We start from the raw sequence: 21,243 nt of genomic DNA, 5'->3' as shown, positions 1-21,243 counted from the left end.
TGATGGGAAGCGCGCAGCCCGAAAGCAGGCGCTTCATTATCGAGATCAACGCTTACTTGCGAAGACGACGGCGTATAGCTGCTAGTCCGAACAGGGATAACAAGCTGATGAAGCCGGCACTACCCGCACTGCCGTCACCGCCAGTGTTATCGCTTTCTTCTTCAACAATGTCCGCAATCAAAGAGTCACGGCTAGATACCTTCGCTTTGAAAGTTTGCTTAGACCCTTCAACAATTTGGCCATCACGCTGTAGGCTTACGCTAACGTTGTAGATAGCTGATGGCGCACCGAAGACTTCGAAATTCACCAAAGCTATTGCGTCATTAGAAAGAACCACATTAGGCAACACCATTTGGCTCAAATCTAAGCGCTCTTCATCATTTGTAGGAGTCATATTGACGGTCGCTACATCGCCAATTTGAGCAGTAACACCCGTTGGGATCTGATAAGGAACCTTGATTAACTTTCTCAGTTTGGTCAAAGTCAGAGGGACATCCGCATCTGCATCACCTGGCTTGTAGCTCAGTGTCAGCAGTGCTGGATCATGATCCGATGCACGATAAACATCTCCAGTGTAGAACTTATGCGCGCCAGTACCGTCGAGGCTACCTTTTCGGTTATTTTTGTAATCATACAAGGCTGTTTCTGCTGCATTCACATGCCAGTCAGTTGCATCAATAACACGATCTTTCAAAGAAGGTGAGATCAAGATGTGATCCAGCGAGCCTATTTCGTCACTAAAAGAGTAACTCCAAGGTGTTTTGCCTTTCTCTTTGAACTTTTCACCGACAATGTCGATGTAGCCATACGTCTTAGTAATGATGGCTGCAGAGCCATCTTCGTTAAATTGAGGCTTAGGTCCAAGGAAAGTGTGACTAGCGGTAACGATCGTCTTGTTGCGTGGGTTCTCAGTAAGAACGAGTACAGGATCTTCTTTACCATAGGCGTTCAAATCACCAAGGATAATCTTATCCCCAAGAACATCTTCCATCTCTTCACCTAAATGCACGGCACCGGCTACGCGGAACTCAGCACAAGAACCTTGATAGTCCAAATCTGGTGCTGTACGGTTGTTCCAAGTGGTGTCTTTGCCAAACTCGACACCTTGCCACTCTTCATAACAAGTAGAGCCTTTCGATTTAAGGTGATTTACCGCTAAGGTCAAACGCTTACCGGTTTGATTAACGATAAAGGTGACCACTAATGCATCACGATGGTAGTTCTGACCGTTCTCTAGGATTTCATCGTTTTGATCTTTAACCACTTCACCAAGATCATTCACTGTGGTAGGTGCTTTTTGCTGCGGCATTGGGATAACACGAGTGCGCTCAATGCTCATCTTGCTCGGGCGATAAATAATACCTGTCGCAATGGCGTCTGAACCAATGGCGTCAAGGTTATCCAGTATTTGATTGCCGTTATTATCAAAACCAACAAATACATAACGGTTTTCTGTTGAGTTAGGTCCATTATAATCTTGGGCATATTCATCTACATACAGAATATTGACCTGATTTACAATTTCAGCAATCGCGCTGCCATCGCCAAAACCATTGTTTTCAATCTCCATCAGCGCCATGACATCAGCATTTTGCGCACGAATGATTTCTACCAGTTTGGTTCTCTGGTTAATGTATTCATCGTAGCTATCTGCACCTCGGCTTTGACCAAAGTTATTATTATCGCCACCGAAAGGAGAGTTAAAGAAGTTAAACAGATTCTGACTGGCAACACGAATAGCAAAATCATTTTCTGCCACAGTGTCATCTAGATCAGGTTTATCAGTACGCGGTAAGTTGTGAATAAAGTTATCGCTGGTTAACTGGTTAATTATAGTCAGGCTGTAGTCCTGATCATATTTATCAGTTCCTGGGATCAGCTCAGTTTCGTATTGGCTGATCACACCTTGCGCATTAACGAGACTATCGTCGATACGGATGTAGTTGGTGTGTGGGTCACTGTTAAAACCAGCGTAATAAGGCAGCGAGGTACCGTCTGACTTAGTAGCACTCTCAATAACTAAACGATAGTCATTGTTTTGCTCATAGGCTGCCTTAGACTCAGGACTGCCAGCAACATGCAAATGGTTTGGCTGCAAGTTAGGACGCTTATATGCCGCCACCATATTGTTGCGGTTATGCCCTTTGCTACTTGAAAGGTAGTTGTAGCTGAAGCTGCGAGTAATACGCATATCCTCTTTGGCTTCATCGCTAGGAGTACTAGGATCCAAATCCTCAGGCAGATTAACCAGCATACCTTCGTAACGCTCTAGGGTCTTATCGAAAGAACCATTATCAGAGCTCAATACCTGAATATCGGTAGGGTCAGTTATGATGTTAGTATCAGTAACATTCCAGCTAAATGCAGTATCTGCAGACAGTTGAGTCTGGCCTTGGTATTCAGCCACTTTACTACCGATACAAATAGTTTGACCAACCTTAAGGTCGCCCGCAGCGCTTGAGCTAACGAAGATGCCATCGGAAGTTTCAGGGTCATTGTCAGAAGCAAAATTGCGAAGGTAGAAGCCCTCATTAGGGAGAGATACCTTGGCTGAAATAATACCTTCTACGGCAATTTTTTCAGCAGATTCGGTTTCACCTTCAGCAATCAGCGGCGAGGTAAAGCCTGTGCCCTGAACTTCGCTAGGAGACATGATTTCATTTTTATCAGTTGGACAAGTAAAGATGTCCATGATGTCTTCAGCATCAAAAGCGGGTAGCTCAGCTTTGCCTAAATCGTCAGTCCTCATCGGCAAAATGTTTTGCCATTGAGTCGCATCGAAAGTGCCTGATTGAGCAGGATTGTTACCATCAGCAGTTTGTTTACGACGCAGAGTAGTATTCGGTGCCCACTTGCTATTGTCGTTCACAGCTCCAACACGATCGATAACGGTATCGCCATTTTTCAGGAAGAAACCGTCATCACTGGTCATGAACAGATTGTTGTATTTATTACTGCTGTCATAGGTGGAGATAACAACACTGCCACCTTGAGTCTCAATCGCATTGCGAAACTCTTCGGTAGATCGACTGTTAACCAGCACTAGAGAGGCACCAGCAGCAAGCGTCTGCCCAGTCAACAACGGCTTAGCATCAGCGTTAAGCAATTCATTGTCGTACTTACCGCTTGAGCGTTGGAAAGCTGTAATGTCAGCAGTAAAAGTAAAGGCGTCAGAACCTGTGTTAGTGATCTCAACAGATCCAACATTAGCATCAGAACTTTGGGTCATTTCGGTGATCAGCAGGTCTTCAACGCCAGCGAAGGCGCCCATGCTGATGGTGCTGGCAATAGCCAGCGATAGGAAACTTTTTTTCATAGTAAACTCTATAAAAGTTGAATTCAATTAGGACTAAAAGTACATACGCACGTATGCGTAGCCGGCTTCAGGGGCTTCCCCGACTCGGCCTTCTAGTGACACCACGATGTCGCGAGCGGGGCGATAGTTGAAGCCTAGGCTGGCCCATTGACGCTCTTTTCCGTACTCAGGTGGTAGGTCAGAGTAGTCGTAGTTAGGGCTGATAAGATCCCATCCTTCGTACTCTTCGTGGTTTACGGAGCTGATGATTTCCCAATGTTCATTCAGGTCGTACTTGGCACTTACCGTTAATCCCTGATTGCGGAAGGTCTGATAATCCAGGTGTACATCACCGCTCTTACGTGTAGATAAATCTTCATCTTCTATAAAGCCATTGACGCCAATAGAGAACTCTTGCATCAATTTAAGGCGTAACCCCATACCGATCTGTTGCTGCTCACCATATTTACTGATGCCGTTTGAGCCACCGCGAGTTTCTAAACCAACCACAACAGACAGCAGATCTGACATCCAGCCTACATAGCCATTAATGATGTCACCTTGAAGTGCACCACTTTTGTGCTCGCCGTTATATGAGTAAGAAATACCGGTAACAAGGTGTTCGAACTTGGCTTGATACTTAACGGTATTCTCTTGGTCACCGGCTTCACCGGTTTCAATCGACTTGTTGAATGTGAAGTCACCAAAGTGGTCGTAATCGTCGAAGGCGGTGTCGGTCAAGCCAAGCTCGACCCACTGCTGATCGGTTAAGCGATAACCTACGTATAATTTGTCGATAGCCAGCTCAAACTCACCGTCTCCGCCAAGCCAGTTACGACGTTGGTAGTCAAGTTCAAGACGGTAAGTGAATTGTTGACGTTGACCCGATACACCCATAGTCGCAAAGCTATCATCTACATAGCCTTTGGTGTCGTAGAACTCATCGTGGTTATAATCTGCATGGGTATCAAAATGCCCACCTACGCCCACTTCGCCATATAAGCGAACGTGGTCGCCTTGACTGTCACCATCTAGTATTACAGCGTTCACTGAACCGGCACTAAGCATAGTGACGATAGCGATTGCAATTGTTGATTTATTTAACATTTCTGTTACTTCCGATTAGTAATTTGTCAGCCTTTCATTGAAGACCGAACCCAAAATTAAAAATGTTTATTAGTCGTACCTTAAGCTGCTAGCTGCTCAGGTAGCTGGAAAATTAGATGGTGAAATAGATGACGAAATCGATGACAAAACCGCCGATCTCTTTATTACATACTGCATACATTCAACCCCATTTTTATAATAACGCCGCTATTTTCTATTAACGTGCGTAGCGATTGTTGCAGAGTTCTGCAACAAAAAAAAGGAGGTTTCGTCACATTTGATCACAGTAAACAACTGTAATATAAGGATAAAATGACCACCACCAAGAACAGTAAAAACAAGCACTACCAAACAAACACTTAAATCAAGTAGTTAACAAAGAACAGTGGTGGATCATAATCAGGCGGGAACGTGCATTTTTTTGACTAAAATAAATTGCTTTTTTAGCGATTTGATCTAGCCAAGTAGTATCTTACCTTTTAAATGACTAGAAATTACCAATTTTAACAAACCAAGATCACATCGAACTTGCCCGCTTAAGCCAATAAAAAGCAGAGTTGGAATGCTTGTTCGCTTCCTATAAAAGGGAAATGTTAATGGAAAACAACACAACGTTGCTTGCTGCGAAGAGCAGTCTTGCTATGCGATTTTTAGGAGAAATTATCGAGAATGCCAGAGCCAACAATAACGATTAGCTTAAAGTTTCCCTAAGCCAACTGGATGTGGCGAAAATCTATAGTGCACGATTATATGGATATAAGGCTAGAGCAACGCAGGAGCTGTTACCGAGGAGGAAATACAGATTTTGCCTTCAGCACTTTTCCCACCGAGTGATTACTTCATGTAAATAGTGTTAGAGCCCATAACTTAAAAACGACCCGTAGGTCGTTTAATTTGTCATGGCCACTGGGCAATAGCTAAACCGCAGCGTGGAGATTCAGCTGGTTCTGAAACGGCTCCGCCCAACGTAATAATTCAACACGATTACGGGCATGGGTTTTTCTAAAAATAGATGAGATATGCGCTTTGACTGTATGCTCACTAATGCATAAGCCTTCGGCTATCTCTTTATTGCGCGCACCGCTAGAGACCAATTGAATAATAGTTTTTTCTCGACGAGTTAACTGCTGGAAGGATTCCGAACCTTCAGTAGATAGCTGTAATGGCGTTTCAATTTGGCTGACTAATTGACGAAAAACTCGGCTTATTAAGGTCCTGTCATACCAAAGCTCGTCTGCCAGTATTTTTCGTAATCCCGTGAGCTGTAGATCCATCCGCTGATCAGAGAAAAGTAAACCTCTAATACCCAAAAGCAGCGCTGACTCTTCATCTAACGAATCTTTTGTTACATCGTAAAGTGCCACAGGAACATGCTTGACCAACTGCGCGGCTACCAGAGGAATACCATTACAGTCTATAGCGGCGCCTTGCTGTGAAATGAGGTAAAAACTGCGACTACCACGAGGCTCCAGCAGTTCAATATCAGAAATAACTCGCGTTTTCAGTCCAATTGACTCTGCAAGCATGGCTAGATGACAAGGCGCGGCCACCTGGTGAAGGAATACCACTTCATCAATATCGTTCATCACTTCTCTCCCTGAAAAGTTTCGCTTAATCCATTCAATGCAAAACAGTCAAATTGCGTTTATAAGCGCAATTTGACTATAAAGCAGACAACACCAGTCTACATAGAGTTGCTCTAGTAATAAAGTATGCTTAATGAAATTTACTTATCAACAACAGTACAAACTTTAACTTTAATGCTGCTTGTAGCGTTATTATCTAATTTTTATGCCTTAGCCTGCACATTCATCTTCAATGCAATTAATTTATCTTGATAGCGGCTCAGTAGCACGATAGCAAATATCGCACCGACCAATGCCATTGCCATATCAGACTGGGTATCCCAAATGTATCCTTGCGTACCTAAAAATGCTTCTGCATCTTCCCCTGTAAGTTCGGCAACGCACCACTCAATGAGTTCATAAAAAGCTGAGAATGCCAACGTAAAGCACACCGCCAAAAAGTTACACCAAGCCCCCAGTTTGACAACACTTAGACGAATGAACACTTCGCGAGCCAATAAGACAGGCACAAAGCCTTGGGCTAAATGACCAACTTTATCGTAGTTATTCCGGCTACCTCCAGTCCATTCGGCTATCCAATCAAACAATGGCACTTCAGCATAGGTATAGTGGCCGCCAACCATTAAAATCACGCAGTGAATTAAAATTAAGACATAAGCCAAACTCGTAAGCGGAAACCTTTTACGAGTAAATGCAAGTAAAGGTAATGCGATTAAAGCAGGTAAAACCTCTAAAAACCAAGTGAACTGATCTTTAGGTCCAACAGCAGACCAAACTAGCACTGTAAAAAATATCACTAGCCATAAAACGCTTTTATTCAAAATATCTCCCCCATATAAGATATTGTTCTAAATTTAGAATAAACACTTTAGCCATCTAGCCCTCCACAGCGAGCAAAAAAAGTGCTACTTTGTTTAAACCCAGACTACCTGAAGTTCTAAAATTGTGTGGAAGTTTAACAAACTTTAGCCAAGTCATTGATTACTGGTAATAGCTAGCCTCTTACCAAAATCAAATACAAACTATGAAGTAGGTTAAAACCTCGCAATGAACGCCTTGCGTTACTTAACTTCGCTGTTGCATTATCACAGCAAGGAGCAACAACTCCTCGGTAATGCACTTAGAATTAAGCTAATGCGAGTGCTCTACAAAGAGTATCTTCTGGTGGTTTAGGTATATTAATTGACAGTCTATACCGAAACCATGCTAACGCTTGAATTTAGTCGTCTCAACTGTGAAGCGCGGTATAAAAAATACAAATAAACCAAAAGGGTACATAAATCATGGCGAAACACTCGCTGGACAAGGATAAGATTAAAATCCTGCTGTTGGAAGGCGTCCACCAATCTGCGGTAGATGTATTCGAACGAGCGGGTTATACCAATATTGAGTACCATAAGGCTGCCTTGAGCGAAGAGGCACTACTCTCTTCGATTAAAGATGCTCATTTTGTTGGTATTCGATCCCGTACCCAACTGACTGAAACCGTATTAACTCAAGCAGAGAAACTTGTCGGGATAGGTTGTTTCTGTATTGGCACCAATCAAGTGAGTCTGGCAGCAGCAGAAAAACTGGGAGTTCCAGTTTTCAACGCTCCTTTTTCTAATACACGAAGTGTAGCTGAATTAGTACTCGGCGAGATCATCATGTTACTGCGTGGGATCCCCCAGCGTAATGCGATGGCGCACCGTGGTGGCTGGCTCAAAAGTGCCGCTGGTAGTTATGAAGCTCGTGGAAAAACCCTTGGGGTTATTGGTTATGGCCATATTGGCACCCAATTAGGGATCCTAGCTGAGACCTTAGGAATGCGCGTTATCTTCTTCGATATTGAAGATAAACTACCACTGGGTAATGCACAGCAGGTTCACTCCATGGAACAGTTAATGTCTCTTGCGGACGTAGTCAGTCTGCATGTACCAGAAACACCGCAAACAAAAGAGATGATTGCCCACGCTGAGCTGGCTTGCATGCGTAAAGGTAGCATATTGATTAATGCTTCCCGCGGCACAGTAGTCGATATTGACGCCCTTGCTGCCTCGTTAAAAGAGCAGCATTTAGCAGGCGCTGCAATTGATGTATTCCCGGTAGAGCCTAAGTCTAACAGCGATGAGTTTATTAGCCCACTGCGTGGACTGGATAACGTGCTACTGACTCCACATGTGGGTGGTAGTACAGCTGAAGCCCAAGAAAACATCGGTATTGAAGTTGCTGGCAAGCTCGCTAAGTACTCAGATAATGGTTCAACCATGACTGCAGTTAACTTCCCTGAAGTTTCTTTAGCACAACATTCAGGTACCTCACGACTATTGCATATACACCGCAATAGACCGGGAATTCTAATCCAAATCAACTTGGCATTTGCAGAGAAAGGTATCAACATCGCCGCGCAATACCTGCAAACAACTGCGGAAATTGGTTATGTGGTAATGGAAGTTGATTCAGATAAAGCCGATGAAGCGCTAACAGAGATGCAAGCGATTGAAGGCACGATTAGAACTCGACTGCTGCACTAGCTAAGATAGAAAATATAGCTAGAACCTTTAGGGCCGCTCAATGTAAATTGAGCGGCCCTAAATATATTTAACGGAATTGCTATAAACACGGTAGATGCAACTTTTCGCCGCCATTGATTAGCGGTACAATCATTTCTCTTCTGGTTAAACTCTTGGACTCGCTCATGACCTTGTCAACTTCTCAGCCGAACTGGCCTTTAAACGGACAGCAACCTGCCTTAATGGTATCTCATCTGTCTCATCTTGGTTTAATGTCAGTAACCGGTGAGCAGGGGCGTAGCTTTATTCATGGCCAAGTCACGACCGATATTAGCTCGCTAGAAACAGAGCAATGGCGATGGGGCGCGCACTGCGATCCAAAAGGAAAGATGTTGGCAACGTTTAGAACCTTTGCCAAAGACGACACGCTATTTATACTGATGCCAAAGCAAACATTGGCATTGGATCTACCGCAACTACAAAAATATGCAGTATTTAGTAAGGCTGAGCTCAATGATGTTAGCGAGCAATGGTTAATTCTAGGGGTTGCCGGCGAGCAAGCAGCAAGCTGGTTAACGGCAAAGTTTGGTGAACTCAATGCAGAGCTAACACTTATCGATAATGGCATGATTATCCAAGATAATGGCCGTTTCATTGTTGTGATAGAGCAAAGTAAAGTTGATACCACAAACCTACTTGCTGATATTAGCGTTTTTGATGCGACCGCTTGGCAAGCATTGGAGATCTTCGCAGGCTACCCTAACATTGGTGCAAACCATAATGCGCAGTTCGTGCCACAGATGTGCAACTTACAGGCGATCGATGGCATCAGCTTCAATAAAGGTTGCTACATGGGGCAAGAGACTATTGCACGTATGAAGTACCGTGGTGGTAATAAACGCGCTCTCTATATCGTTAGCGGCACGGTCTCTACAGCATTGACTGATGAAAGCGTGTTAGAAATAGCGTTAGAAGAGGGAGCGGGGTTCCGCCGTGCGGGTACTATTATTGAAAGCGCACAGCGTGAGCAACAAGTACTATTTACTGCTGTACTTGCCAATGATACACCGCTAGACGCAAGCTTAAGAATTGCCGGCGATGAAGCATCAAAATTACGCATAATTGAGCTGCCATACACACTAGAAGATAGTGAATAATAACCGGTAAATGTATTTTAAAAGGCGCTCATTGAGCGCCTTTTTTATCGATGGTATGCAGCTTAAGTCTCATGATGCTTATCGCGAATTTTCGTGACCTCATCCACTATCTGCTTAAAATGCTCTACTAGTTCAGGATCAAAATGCTTACCGGACTCACTCTCAATGAGTGCCATGGTATCGGCGACTGTCCATGCCTTTTTATAGGGACGAATTGACGTCAACGCATCAAATACATCGGCGATTGCCACAATCCGTCCTTCGATTGGGATATCTTGACCCGACACCCCAAATGGGTAACCACTACCATCCCATTTCTCATGATGGCTCAATGCAATCCTTCTTGCCATCTCCAGCAATGGATCTTGATGATCACCTATAATTTCGGCGCCAATTTCAGCATGGCGTTGCATCTCGTCCCATTCAGGCTCATCCAACTTTGCCGGTTTTTTCAAAATAGAATCCGGCGTGCCTATTTTACCAATATCATGCATAGGTGCCGCGTTATAGATCAGTTCGCAATACTTGTCGGGCAAGCCAGATTGTATCGCCAATAGGCGCGCGTAATGGCTCATTCTGACAACATGTAGTCCTGTTTCATTATCTTTATATTCGGCGGCTCGCCCTAAGCGTCTGATGATCTCAAATCGAGTCTCCTCTAGCTCTTTGGTACGCTCTTTGACTTGCTGTTCAAGTAGTCGTTTTTGGTCGTAAAGCGCTAGATGTGTTTTAACCCGAGCTTGTACCACTGGGGCACTTACGGGTTTGGTGATGTAATCAACAGCCCCAAGAGCGAATCCTTGGGTTTCATCGGCGGTTTCAGCCAGAGCGGTAACAAAAATCACTGGAATATGGCAGGTAAGCGGATCTTGCTTTAAACGTTGGCAAACTTCATAGCCATTCATCCCCGGCATCATCACATCCAGTAAAATAATATCGGGCATACTTTTCTGTGCCAGCGCTAAAGCTTTTGGGCCATCGATTGCCACTCTAATTTTGTAATCACTACTTAATATCCCCACCAAAATATCGATGTTTTCTGGGGTATCATCCACAACTAAAATGGTGGCCTTGTCCATTAAACTAACTCTCCTTTCTGTAAGGGATCTATATTAGGATTAATTGCTTTTAAGTATAGTCAGCTTTAAAACTGCCGCGCATTTGGATACGCCAATACTTTTCACGATTAGCAAACCTAAATAAAAGTATCAAATCTCGAATAGCGACTTAATAAGCTCTGCGGCATCATCAAATTGATAGCTATTAATCATCGCCAGTGCCGGATTCATTTTGTGCCACATATCTGCGGCAACCTGAGCTTTTATCTCATCCATTTTTTCAACGGCGTCCGAGTCAGCTTCCTCTAACATGACCAGCAACTCTGTAATCGCTACCTTTAACTCTGCAGCTGACAAAACTTTGATATCTTCAGCCACAGGCACTGCAGACTCTGGCAAGTTTAATTGCGTCATCCACTCTGAAATAGCCTGGCAGATCACTTCTATTAGCTGCTTTAACTCGTCAATTTCAGCAGCAATGTCAACTTCACTGTCTGATGTTAATTGAGCTTCAATCACTTTAGCCACTTCAACTAACCTTGGTGCACATAGGTTGCCCGAAACCCCTTTTAAGGTATGTGCATAGCGGATAGCATCCTCGACTTTACCTTGGCTTAACGCCAATTCTATCTGCTCGGCTGTGTGCATCTGCCCTGTATAGAAACGCTCAAATATTCTTCGATAAAGGCGCACTGAGTTCTGCACTAACTGCAAACCTTTATCAACATCTAGCTCGTCATGTTGGGGCCAAAATAATACAGCAGCGTCGGTGTTGCTATTATCTAGATCACTGGCCAATATCTGCTGCTTGCCATCACCAAGATACTCCAACAAGGTGGTGTATAGCAGCGAGACTTCTATTGGCTTGGCAATATGGTCATTCATGCCAACACTTAGACACATCTCTTTATCACCCGCCATTGCGTTTGCCGTCATAGCGATAACAGGGAGGTCGACTAACTCAGGAATGTTACGCAGCGCTTGCGTGGCTTGGTAGCCATCCATCACAGGCATTTGGCAATCCATGAGCACCAGATCAAATGTCTGTGTTGCGAGTTTTTCAAGCGCTATTTGGCCGTTGTCTGCAATCGACAGTATTATGCCAACTTGCTCAAGAAACTCAGTGGCAACCTCTTGGTTCATCTCATTGTCTTCCACCAGCAAAATACGCTTGCCTTTAAGCTGTGCCAGTAGTTTCTGGTTCACCTCAGTGCCTTTACGACGCACAGGTATGGCACCGTTTTTCCCTAGTGATGACATAATGCCATCGAGTAGACGCGAAGCACTGATGGGCTTAGTGATATAACCTGCGATACCGCTACCCTCAATATGATCGGTCAGTTCGGTGTTAGCATGTGCCGAGACTATTAATATTTTGGGCGGCGTTTCACTATTAGCAATAATTGCCGATGAAGTTTCTAAGCCGTTCATTTCAGGCATTAACCAATCAATGAGCGCAACAGGATATTGCGTTGTTTTACATCGCTCTACTGCTTGAGCACCACTTTTAACGGTATCAACCTCAAAGCCCATGCTCTCAAGCGTTGTGCGCAAAATATCCCGCGCGGTGGCGTTATCATCAGCCACTAAAATTCGCATACCCTCAAGCTCTTGCCCCGCCTTAATCAGCTTGTTATCGGCCACTTTGAACTTGACGGTAAAGAAGAAGGTACTGCCGTTACCAAATTGACTCTCAACGCCAATCTCACCGCCCATCAACTCCACTAGCTGCTTACAGATAGCAAGCCCTAGCCCTGTACCACCATACTTACGGGTCGTAGAAGTATCGGCCTGACTGAATGACTTAAACAGCTTATTGCGTTGCTCTTCGGTCAGACCAATACCGTTATCTCGTACACTAAAACGCAGAGTGATTGCATCTTCTACACGTTCAAGCTGACTGATAGACAGCAACACTTCTCCTTGGTCGGTAAACTTAACGGCATTGTTCATGAGGTTAATAAGTACTTGGGACAAACGCAGCGGGTCACCTTCCAGTTGCCTTGGGATATTAGGCGCAACAGCGAATAGCAGCTCCAACTGTTTATCGGCTGCTTTAACCGAGAACATATCGCTGAGATCTTCCAGCATGGTATCCAGCTGGAAAGAAACTGATTCTATATCGAGCTTACCCGCTTCTATCTTTGAAAAATCTAAGATGTCATTAATAATCCCGAGTAATGACTTTGAGGCTCTATCAATCTTCTGCACATAATTTTGCTGCTTCTTGTCTAATTCAGTTTGCAAGCATAACTGCGACATACCGATAATGGCGTTCATTGGTGTGCGGATTTCATGAGACATATTGGCTAAAAAATCACTCTTTGCTTTACTGGCGGCATCGGCTGAATCTTTGGCTTGCTTGAGCTCATTAGAGATCTGTTTCAATGAGGTAATATTTGCCATCGATAGCACTGCAGAATTGAGCGTGCCGTGTTTATCTTGAAGGCCTGTTAAGGTCAGATCCATCCACATCACATCACCAGACTGCCTCAATAAACGGATCTCTGCAGTCATACTGCTGCCATCATTTCCCATCAATTGACTAAACAACTGCTTGGCGGTTTCTTTGTCGTCACTGTGCTGATAGTCAAAAAAGGAGCTGCCATTAAGCTCATCTGATGATAATTGAACGTACTGACTAAATTGCTCATTGCAATCTAAAATTAGTCCTCGCTCATCAACATTAACGATACCGATTCCAGCGTTATCAAACAGGGCTCTAAAGTGTGCCTCACGCTTAGCCAACTCTTTATCAATCTGTTTGCGCTCTGTAATATCCATCAAGTAGCCATTCCAGATAATACTGCCATCGGCAAGTTGGTTACCATGTGCGCCCGCCTGCAACCAGCGAATGTCTCCCATAGGGTGCTGATAGCGAAACTCTTCAGTCCAATTCAAGCCCGATGAACTCACCCCAGATAAAGCCTCTATGATATGCGTTCGCTCATCGTTGATAATGCACTCAGCGACCAGATCGAATTTTTCAATCACTTGATCTCGGTGAAAGCCTAGCGTGGCGATACAAGCACTAGAGAGAAAGGTAAAGTTGCGATCGCGATTTGATCGCCAATGCAGCTGGTAAACGGTACTCGGGATCGACTCGGTGATGGTTTCAAGTTGCTGCTGAGATTGGGCGATTTTTTCTTGTGCAGCCTTACTAATCGTGATGTCATTAATACTGCCATCAAACCACAGAGCTACACCGTTTTCGTCATATATTGCATTCCCCTTTTCATGCACCCAGTGAATACTGCCATCTCGATGCTGGATTCGGTATTGCACTTCAAAACTTTTTTGTTCTGCCAATGCCGTTTCTATCGCATGACTGGCAATGGCTAAGTCCTCTTCAACAATCAGGCTAGCAAAGCTACGTTTACTGTTTTCAATAAAATCTGCAGCGGGGTAGCCAGTAACATCACCGATATTGTCACTGACATACTCCATTATCCATGCACCTTCAATTCGAGTGCGGTAAACGGCTCCAGGGATATTGGTCACTAAGCCACGAAAACGATTTTCACTGTCTTTAATACGCTGCGCAATTTTGAGTTCTTCGGTCATATCGCGCACAGTCGCAGCCACTTGGCGCTGGCCATCGACGTCAACGGGGAGTAAGCCAAGACTAATCTCCACAGGGAATTCACCGCCATCCGCTTTGAGTGCCATCAGTTCAGAGTTCATCCCCAACCCCATCTTACGATCTCTCCCTTCAGCAACAAACTTCTCACGTAAGCCCGCATGCTTAGGCCTGATTGAGTCAGGTACCAGTTGATCAACGGACATCGTTAGCATTTGCGCTTCATCGTATCCAAACAATAACTGACAACGGCTATTGGTAAAGACCAACTGCCCCGCTTCGTCAACAATCAACATCGCCTCAGGTGCCGACTCCAATACGGCGTTTGACCAGGCTGCCGCCGAAAACTGCTCCGTCACATCATTAAACAGCATTTCAACCGAAAGTAACTCTTGATTATCTGACAGCAAAGGCTGCATAAACACATCTAATCGGCGTAATTTACTGCATGAATCCAACATCTCTATTTGATGAGGAGGAACATTCCTGCCCTGTAGCGCCTCATCCATGTATTGCCAATTCTGCTCATTAATTGGATTGTCGGAAAAGAGTCTTTGATACTTGCGCTTCAATAATTCAGGCGTGATCCCCAGTACCTTTTCAACGCCGTCACTAACTTGAGCTATCTGCCCATCAGGCTCAATCGAACAGTAAAAGGATTTATCACTCATGCCATCAATTAATTTAGCAAAACGGTTACCACGGGAATCAAGCAAAGCTTGCTCTCGCTCCTCTAACACCTCGGCCATTGCATTAAACTTGTTAGTTAACGTAACAAGCTCACTCACTGCTCCCTTTGGGTTTTCGAGGCGTTTTTTTTCGCCGGCACCAAAAGCCGCAATCCCTGATTCCAGCTCTTCAATAGGACGAGTTAACCTTCTCGCGGTGAGATAGCCAGTAAGTAGTAATACGATTGAAATTAACAGCAGGTTTAAGGCCAGTGATGAAAACCCCAGTAAAAAGTTATTATGTAGTTGCTGCTCAGAGGTCATGATAATGACCCGCCAGTTAAGTGATGGCACCACGCCAACACTGGCTAAGTAGCGTTTCCCTTGGCTATCTTCAATATGGCTATAACCAGGTTGACTGCTGCGTACTAAGTTAATAAAAGCCTGATTACTGTCTATTTTAGCTAACCATTTATCAGTGCTTTTCGCCAATAATAAAGCATCATTTGCGTGGTAAACGAGTTGGCCTTTATCATCAATTACCACAATTCTATTCGCAGCAACATTCACCATTTGTGGGAGCATATTTAATGCAAGATCAACGGTTATCACCCCATCATAGGGTAATGACTCACCAAAGGGCTGTGAGTAACTGATCATCAACGCATTCCCTGCACCATCATCAAAATAGGGACTCGACCAATAGCCGTTGATGTTATTTATCGCTTTAGTCCACCAATCCCAATTTCCATCAGTGTAATCGTAGCCATCAGCTCCGATATCAATAACCTTAATCTTACCGCCATCACGGTACGCATAGGGAGCGAACAGCTCATTAGAAAGGGACTTTTGAAATGCGATGGCACTGCCGTAGAAATCAGGGTGCCTATCGAGTCTGCGTGTCAGTAATAAATTGAGTTTGGCATCATCGCGGTATAAACCATTGTTGCGACTATCACCGAGAAGATCAGCAATAGATCGGGTATCTGTCTCAGCAGATTTGAGAAAGAACTCAATTCTTCGAGCAATATTGTCCGCTTGCTGTTCTAAGTCATCATAGATGTACTGCTCTTCTGCCTGATAGTTAAACCAAGCATTGATACTAAATACTATTGCCATGATCCCAATTAACGGCAAGGCTATTTGCGATAAAATTCGGCTACGAAAAGTACGAAGTCTGGTCATGTCCTTAATCCACAGTGCTATCGCCAATAAGCAGTTCAGCAAAATAAAAATCAATAATCGCTGTTTCGATAACTCTGCTATTGAGATTATTACGGTAATTGGGGAGTTGCTAAATCGCTACTCTCTCAGTGTAGACAAGGCGAGCAGCTAAAACCCAAAATAGATTCATAATATTTTCATTGTAATAAGCTGAAGATAAAACAAAATTCATCCTACAATTGACTACAATCCAAACATAACAGCTGTTTAATTGAACTACAAATGCTGTATTTTCATCAGCATTAGTGGAAACATATAACACTTACAGAATGCCTGATACCAAGCCACTTTATAGACAAAACAAAGTAAAAATAATGACATAGTTTTACGACCAAGCGATCTCAATCCTACTTTAATGCGTATACTGAATAATTATATGCTGTATTGAGTGGCTAGCTGTGTTACCTGAGCCAAGAATCACTAATCTTGGCCAATTTGTAGCATTAAAAGAGGGAGTTGTAATGGCTAAGAGTATCGTGACCTTGTCTGCAGTATCGAAAGGATTTGACGACGGTGATAAGTATCATCAGGTACTCGATGACATTGACCTTCAGCTTGAAGATGCAGATACCGTCGCACTGACTGGACCTAGCGGCTGTGGTAAAAGCACCCTGCTCAATATCATCGGCGGTTTTGAGTTTATCGATAGCGGTAAGCTAAGCCTATTTGGTGACAACACCAGCCAATGGCAGGACCAACACTGGAGTCAATTTAGACGCCGCGACCTCGGCGTAGTATTTCAACAATTCAACTTACTCACCCCGTTAAATGTACAAGACAATATTGCGTTCTCACTGCGCCTCAATAAACAGTCGTGGTCACCTTGGGTTGATCACCTCATTAAACAGCTCGGTTTAAACGATGTTAAAAAACGTCATGTTGAAGCACTTTCAGGCGGCCAACAACAGCGGGTAGCCATAGCACGAGCATTAGCACACCAACCTAGATTATTACTGGCCGATGAACCTACCGGCAACCTCGATGAGAAAGCGGGTTCTGAGGTGATGCAGTTGCTGACCGAACTGGCCAATGAGTCCAGCACCAGCATATTGATGGTGACCCACAGCAATGAGTGTGCGCAGTTTATGAAAAGACGCTGGCATTTAGAACAAGGCAAGATAAATGAATAGCCAGTTTAGGTTATCCGTCCGTCTCAGCTTACAGGTATTTGCTCGCCACTACCTAAAAGCCCCTTTGCAAGCTGGCGCAATACTGCTCGGTTTTATATTAGCGGTGATGTTACTGATAGGTGTTCGTGCAACCAACGAAAATGCAGTGCGCAGTTATTCTCAAGCAACAGAGTTATTAAGCCAGCGAGCTCAACTTCTTCTTGCGCCTATTGCTGGGCAAAAAATGGTTCCAGAATCAGTTTACATTCGCCTTCGACAAGCCGGTGTGAGTCAATCATTGGCGGTACTAACAGGCACGGTGACCGATGACAGTGGTCAGCGATGGGATATTCAAGCCAGTGATTTGATTGCCGCACTATCAGTGCAGCAATTTAAGCAACATTCAGATAAATCAGCTGAGCCCACACAAACTTCATTACTTTCAAGTCAGATCCCGTTGGCTAAATTGCTTTCTGGAAAACCTTACATACTCATGAGTGAAAGCTTTGCCGAACAAGCAACCACTAATGGTCAACTTAAGCTTGAAGGTGAATCTCTTAACGTTATTAGCTTAGATGACGAGCTTGGTCTCGGTAATGCCATTCTCATGGATATCTCTTTAGGCCAAAGACTATTAGATAAATACGGCAAGCTAAGTTACATCGCGTTGTTTGGTGATGCCAATAAGCTCAACACGCAAGTGACGCAAATCTTTAGCCAGCAAAGTGCTCAGCAGTTTGAAATTGCTGAGCAAGATGAAGGCGAAGGACTGACGAGCCTCACGCGTAGTTTCCACTTGAATTTAACCGCTATGAGCCTACTTGCCTTTGTCGTTGGGCTATTTATCGCTTATAACGGTGTACGTTACAGTTTATTAAAAAGACAAAAACTGCTGGTACAACTGCAACAACAAGGGATCCCACAGCTAGCATTATTAACCGCGCTAATGTTAGAGCTACTGGTATTGGTCGTTATTGGCTCTATCCTTGGTTTTATACTTGGCTTACAGCTAAGTCACTGGCTGCAACCCATGATAGCGCTGACTCTCGAACAGCTTTATGGTGCTAGATTGTTACCGGGACTGTGGCAGTGGAGCTGGCTTTATCAAGCTGTTGGATTGACATTTGTTGCCGCTATCTGTGCATGCTTCCCACTATTTAATGCATTAGCAAAGCAACCTTTAGCCCGTAGCGCTAGCCGCTTTGAACAGCAACGCCATGCGGCACAATATCAGCGAATTATGTTTATCGTCGCTATTGCTCTGCTCATCCTCGCTGCAATGCTGTTTCCATTAACTCAAGAGTATCAACACAGCCTGGTGTTATTGGGTGTAGTCACCGTGGCAATTCCCTTGCTGCTGCCATTATCACTGCAGTTTTGCCTCAGCCTGTCTACCCGTGTGACTAGCAATGGCTTATGGCAATATGCGGTTGCAGAGAGCAAAGAGTTGATCGCTCCATTGTCACTGGCGATGATGGCGATGTTGCTAGCGCTGACGGCAAATATTTCGATGAACACCCTCGTTGGCAGCTTTGAGATAACTTTGAAGAACTGGCTCGATGCCCGATTGTATGCAGATATTTATATTCGCCCACCTAATGACAAAATCGTAGCCACTGAAACACTGCTAGCTCAGCAACCTAAAGTAACTGAAATATACGGCCAGTGGGTGCATAACAGCCAATATCAACATACCCCAGTGAGCTTGATGACCCGAGATGAACACTCGCTTAGAAATAGCAATCAAATGAAAGCGCAAACCGATAACCTATGGCCGCAGTTTTTTGGGGGCAAAGCGCTGATGATAAGTGAGCCCATGGCTATCAAATATCGCCTTAAAGTCGGTGACTCCATCTCACTTGCAGAGTTTGAGTCAGCCAAGCAACCTCCTTTGCCTATTGGCGCCATTTTTTATGATTACGGCAATCCGTTAGGCCAAATCATTGTTAGTCAACATACTTGGCAGCAATTGAACCTACCAAATAACCCAAGCAGTATTGCAGCCAGTTACGATGGTGATATCGCTGAATTAGAACAGATATTACAGCAGCAAGTTCCATTGTCTGCAGCGCAGATGTATAACCAAGCCAAGATAAAACAGCGCGCATTGGAGATCTTTAAACGCACCTTTTCGATTACATTGGTTCTTAACAGCCTTACCCTCATGGTTGCCGCTATTGGGCTGTTCAGTGCCTGCTTAATGCTCACTAAAGCGAGGCAAGCACCGTTGGCTCGTTTATATGCACTGGGCGTGAGTCGAACTCAACTGCGAAGTTTGGTGTCGCTACAAATGTTGCTAATCGTTCTGTTTACTTGCTTACTCGCACTGCCAAGTGGTGCGCTACTAGGCTATCTATTAATTAACAAGGTGACGCTACAAGCATTTGGCTGGAGTATTGCTATGGTTTGGGACTGGCAAGCTTATTTTAGAGTGGTGGCTATCGCCCTCGCTGCCAGTGCATTAGCCGTATTACTGCCGCTATATTGGCAAACCCGTAAACCGTTAGTCAGCAGTTTGCAGCAGGAGGCATTATGAACAAAGTGATAGTCTTTTCACTCTTGGCACTTTGCATAACAGCCTGCTCGCCTGTTCAACAAAGCACAGCGGGCATGGGAGAGCTACTCGATGGTAAAACACAGGGTTATAGTCCAGTAGAGCCACACGTCATATTACGCTTTCCAGATGATCATATGGCGCATAATGATTTCAGGCAAGAGTGGTGGTATCTCACCGCTAATCTAGAGACTGAATCAAAACAAAAAATTGGCTTACAGTGGACGCAGTTTCGCATTGCATTAGCACCGCCCTCAGCGATGAGTAACGAGCAAGACGCACCGATTAATAGCGCTGCCTGGCAGACCCAGCAACTCTATATGTCACATACCGCTGTTACCTCTATATCCAACCATTTAGCTGAAGAGAAGTGGTCTCGCGGTCATCAAAGTATTGCTGGCACTCAAGCTCAGCCACTATCCATTAGGCAAGATGACTGGCAATGGCTAAGCCAGAGCGAGCACCTGTTTCCCGCAACACTCAGTGTTAGTGGTCAAGATTTCAGTTATCAATTACAACTTGATTCAACTGCGCCCTTTCAGCTGCAGGGTGACAATGGTTACAGTGAGAAGAATGCAGCTGGCAGCGTCGCCTCCTATTACTACAGCCAACCTTTTATCAATGTCAGTGGCAGCGTAGTTATCGATGGTAAACCTCAGAAAGTTAGCGGACAAGCTTGGCTCGACAGAGAATGGAGCTCGCAGTTTTTATCGAAAACACAGCAGGGTTGGGATTGGTTTGCTATTCGACTGAATAACGACACTGCACTGATGTTGTTTCAGCTAAGGGATGACAGCAAAACCCAGAGTAGCTTTTATAGCGCCCGAGTTATGTATCGAGATGGTCGTGGCCGCAACATTGCCAGTGAGCAGATAAGTATGACTGCCACGGCATGGCAACAGACACAGTCCGGCCGTTACCCAATAAAGTGGCGCATTCAAATTCCTTCAGAAAATATCGATATTAGCACCGCCCCGCTAAATAATGACTCTAGCATGCCGCTCTCTATCCCTTATTGGGAGGGACCGATAAGTATAGAGGGAAGCCATCGTGGCGAAGGTTACATGGAACTCACCGGCTACTAAGCCGTCATAGCCACTCAAATACAAACTTAATGAACGATTTAATTGCATTCAAAAAGCAATAAATAAGAATAGTTATCATTTACTAAGCTTATGAATATCTTGAATATTTAATGTAGCGCAAGCTAACATTTCGAGTGGACAAAATTCAAACAAGCTTCTAGTCTTTATTAGTAAATTTGAGAACTAGATCACCCTCTAAAAGTTGATCTTGGTCGATAAAAAACCTCAATACCCCTTGTGAGGTATACCCACATTTTCTATGAGGTCTAGACTCGAGTTAAACCTTGGTAAGTAACAGCAAGATTACTCGTCGCCGTTATTTGCCAAA

The 21,243-nt window shown here is 44.3% G+C and carries 11 protein-coding genes; 5 read left to right on the top strand and 6 right to left on the bottom strand.

The features are described from left to right. Nucleotides 1–52: 52 nt before the first annotated feature. The 4 genes from K5R16_RS01285 to K5R16_RS01270 form a co-directional block, all read right to left on the bottom strand. Nucleotides 53–3,316, bottom strand: coding sequence for an ExeM/NucH family extracellular endonuclease (locus tag K5R16_RS01285; protein WP_220735732.1), 3,264 nt, complete (start codon nucleotides 3,314–3,316; stop codon nucleotides 53–55). A 33-nt stretch (nucleotides 3,317–3,349) separates the two neighbouring features. Further along, complete coding sequence (locus K5R16_RS01280) at nucleotides 3,350–4,402, bottom strand: porin (protein ID WP_220735731.1); 1,053 nt, start codon at nucleotides 4,400–4,402, stop codon at nucleotides 3,350–3,352. 917 nt (nucleotides 4,403–5,319) lie between these two features. Next, nucleotides 5,320–5,988 (bottom strand): response regulator transcription factor, encoded by a 669-nt coding sequence (locus tag K5R16_RS01275; protein WP_220735730.1) that lies wholly within the window; start codon nucleotides 5,986–5,988, stop codon nucleotides 5,320–5,322. A 203-nt stretch (nucleotides 5,989–6,191) separates the two neighbouring features. Next, nucleotides 6,192–6,809, bottom strand: coding sequence for a DUF2238 domain-containing protein (locus K5R16_RS01270; protein WP_220735729.1), 618 nt, complete (start codon nucleotides 6,807–6,809; stop codon nucleotides 6,192–6,194). A gap of 462 nt (nucleotides 6,810–7,271) precedes the next feature. On the opposite strand from K5R16_RS01270, the gene serA reads away from it, so the two are divergent. Beyond that, entirely contained in the window at nucleotides 7,272–8,501 is a 1,230-nt protein-coding gene (gene serA, locus K5R16_RS01265) for a phosphoglycerate dehydrogenase (protein WP_020914426.1), read from the top strand. 164 nt (nucleotides 8,502–8,665) lie between these two features. After that, on the top strand, nucleotides 8,666–9,637 hold the full coding sequence (ygfZ, locus tag K5R16_RS01260; RefSeq protein ID WP_220735728.1) for a tRNA-modifying protein YgfZ: 972 nt from the start codon (nucleotides 8,666–8,668) through the stop codon (nucleotides 9,635–9,637). Nucleotides 9,638–9,699: 62 nt separating this feature from the next. On the opposite strand, the gene K5R16_RS01255 is transcribed toward ygfZ, so the two are convergent. Together K5R16_RS01255 and K5R16_RS01250 are read right to left on the bottom strand one after the other, a co-directional pair. Further along, nucleotides 9,700–10,716: a two-component system response regulator gene (locus K5R16_RS01255; protein ID WP_220735727.1), complete on the bottom strand. Its 1,017-nt coding sequence runs from the start codon at nucleotides 10,714–10,716 to the stop codon at nucleotides 9,700–9,702. 129 nt (nucleotides 10,717–10,845) lie between these two features. Continuing rightward, nucleotides 10,846–16,128, bottom strand: coding sequence for a PAS domain S-box protein (locus K5R16_RS01250; protein ID WP_220735726.1), 5,283 nt, complete (start codon nucleotides 16,126–16,128; stop codon nucleotides 10,846–10,848). 500 nt (nucleotides 16,129–16,628) lie between these two features. Between K5R16_RS01250 and K5R16_RS01245 the strand changes: the two genes are divergently transcribed. From K5R16_RS01245 to K5R16_RS01235, 3 genes are read left to right on the top strand one after another with little or no spacing between them, the layout of a single operon-like run. Next, entirely contained in the window at nucleotides 16,629–17,297 is a 669-nt protein-coding gene (locus K5R16_RS01245; RefSeq protein ID WP_220735725.1) for an ABC transporter ATP-binding protein, read from the top strand. Next, nucleotides 17,290–19,812, top strand: coding sequence for an ABC transporter permease (locus tag K5R16_RS01240; RefSeq protein ID WP_220735724.1), 2,523 nt, complete (start codon nucleotides 17,290–17,292; stop codon nucleotides 19,810–19,812). Before K5R16_RS01245 ends, K5R16_RS01240 begins: the two co-directional genes overlap by 8 nt. Then, entirely contained in the window at nucleotides 19,809–20,915 is a 1,107-nt protein-coding gene (locus K5R16_RS01235; protein ID WP_220735723.1) for a lipocalin-like domain-containing protein, read from the top strand. Before K5R16_RS01240 ends, K5R16_RS01235 begins: the two co-directional genes overlap by 4 nt. The last annotated feature ends 328 nt before the right edge of the window (nucleotides 20,916–21,243 follow it).

Origin of the sequence: Shewanella sp. c952, from assembly GCF_019654975.1 — a bacterium.
Taxonomy (GTDB): Bacteria; Pseudomonadota; Gammaproteobacteria; order Enterobacterales; family Shewanellaceae; genus Shewanella.
This window is presented reverse-complemented; position numbering and strand designations above follow the sequence as displayed.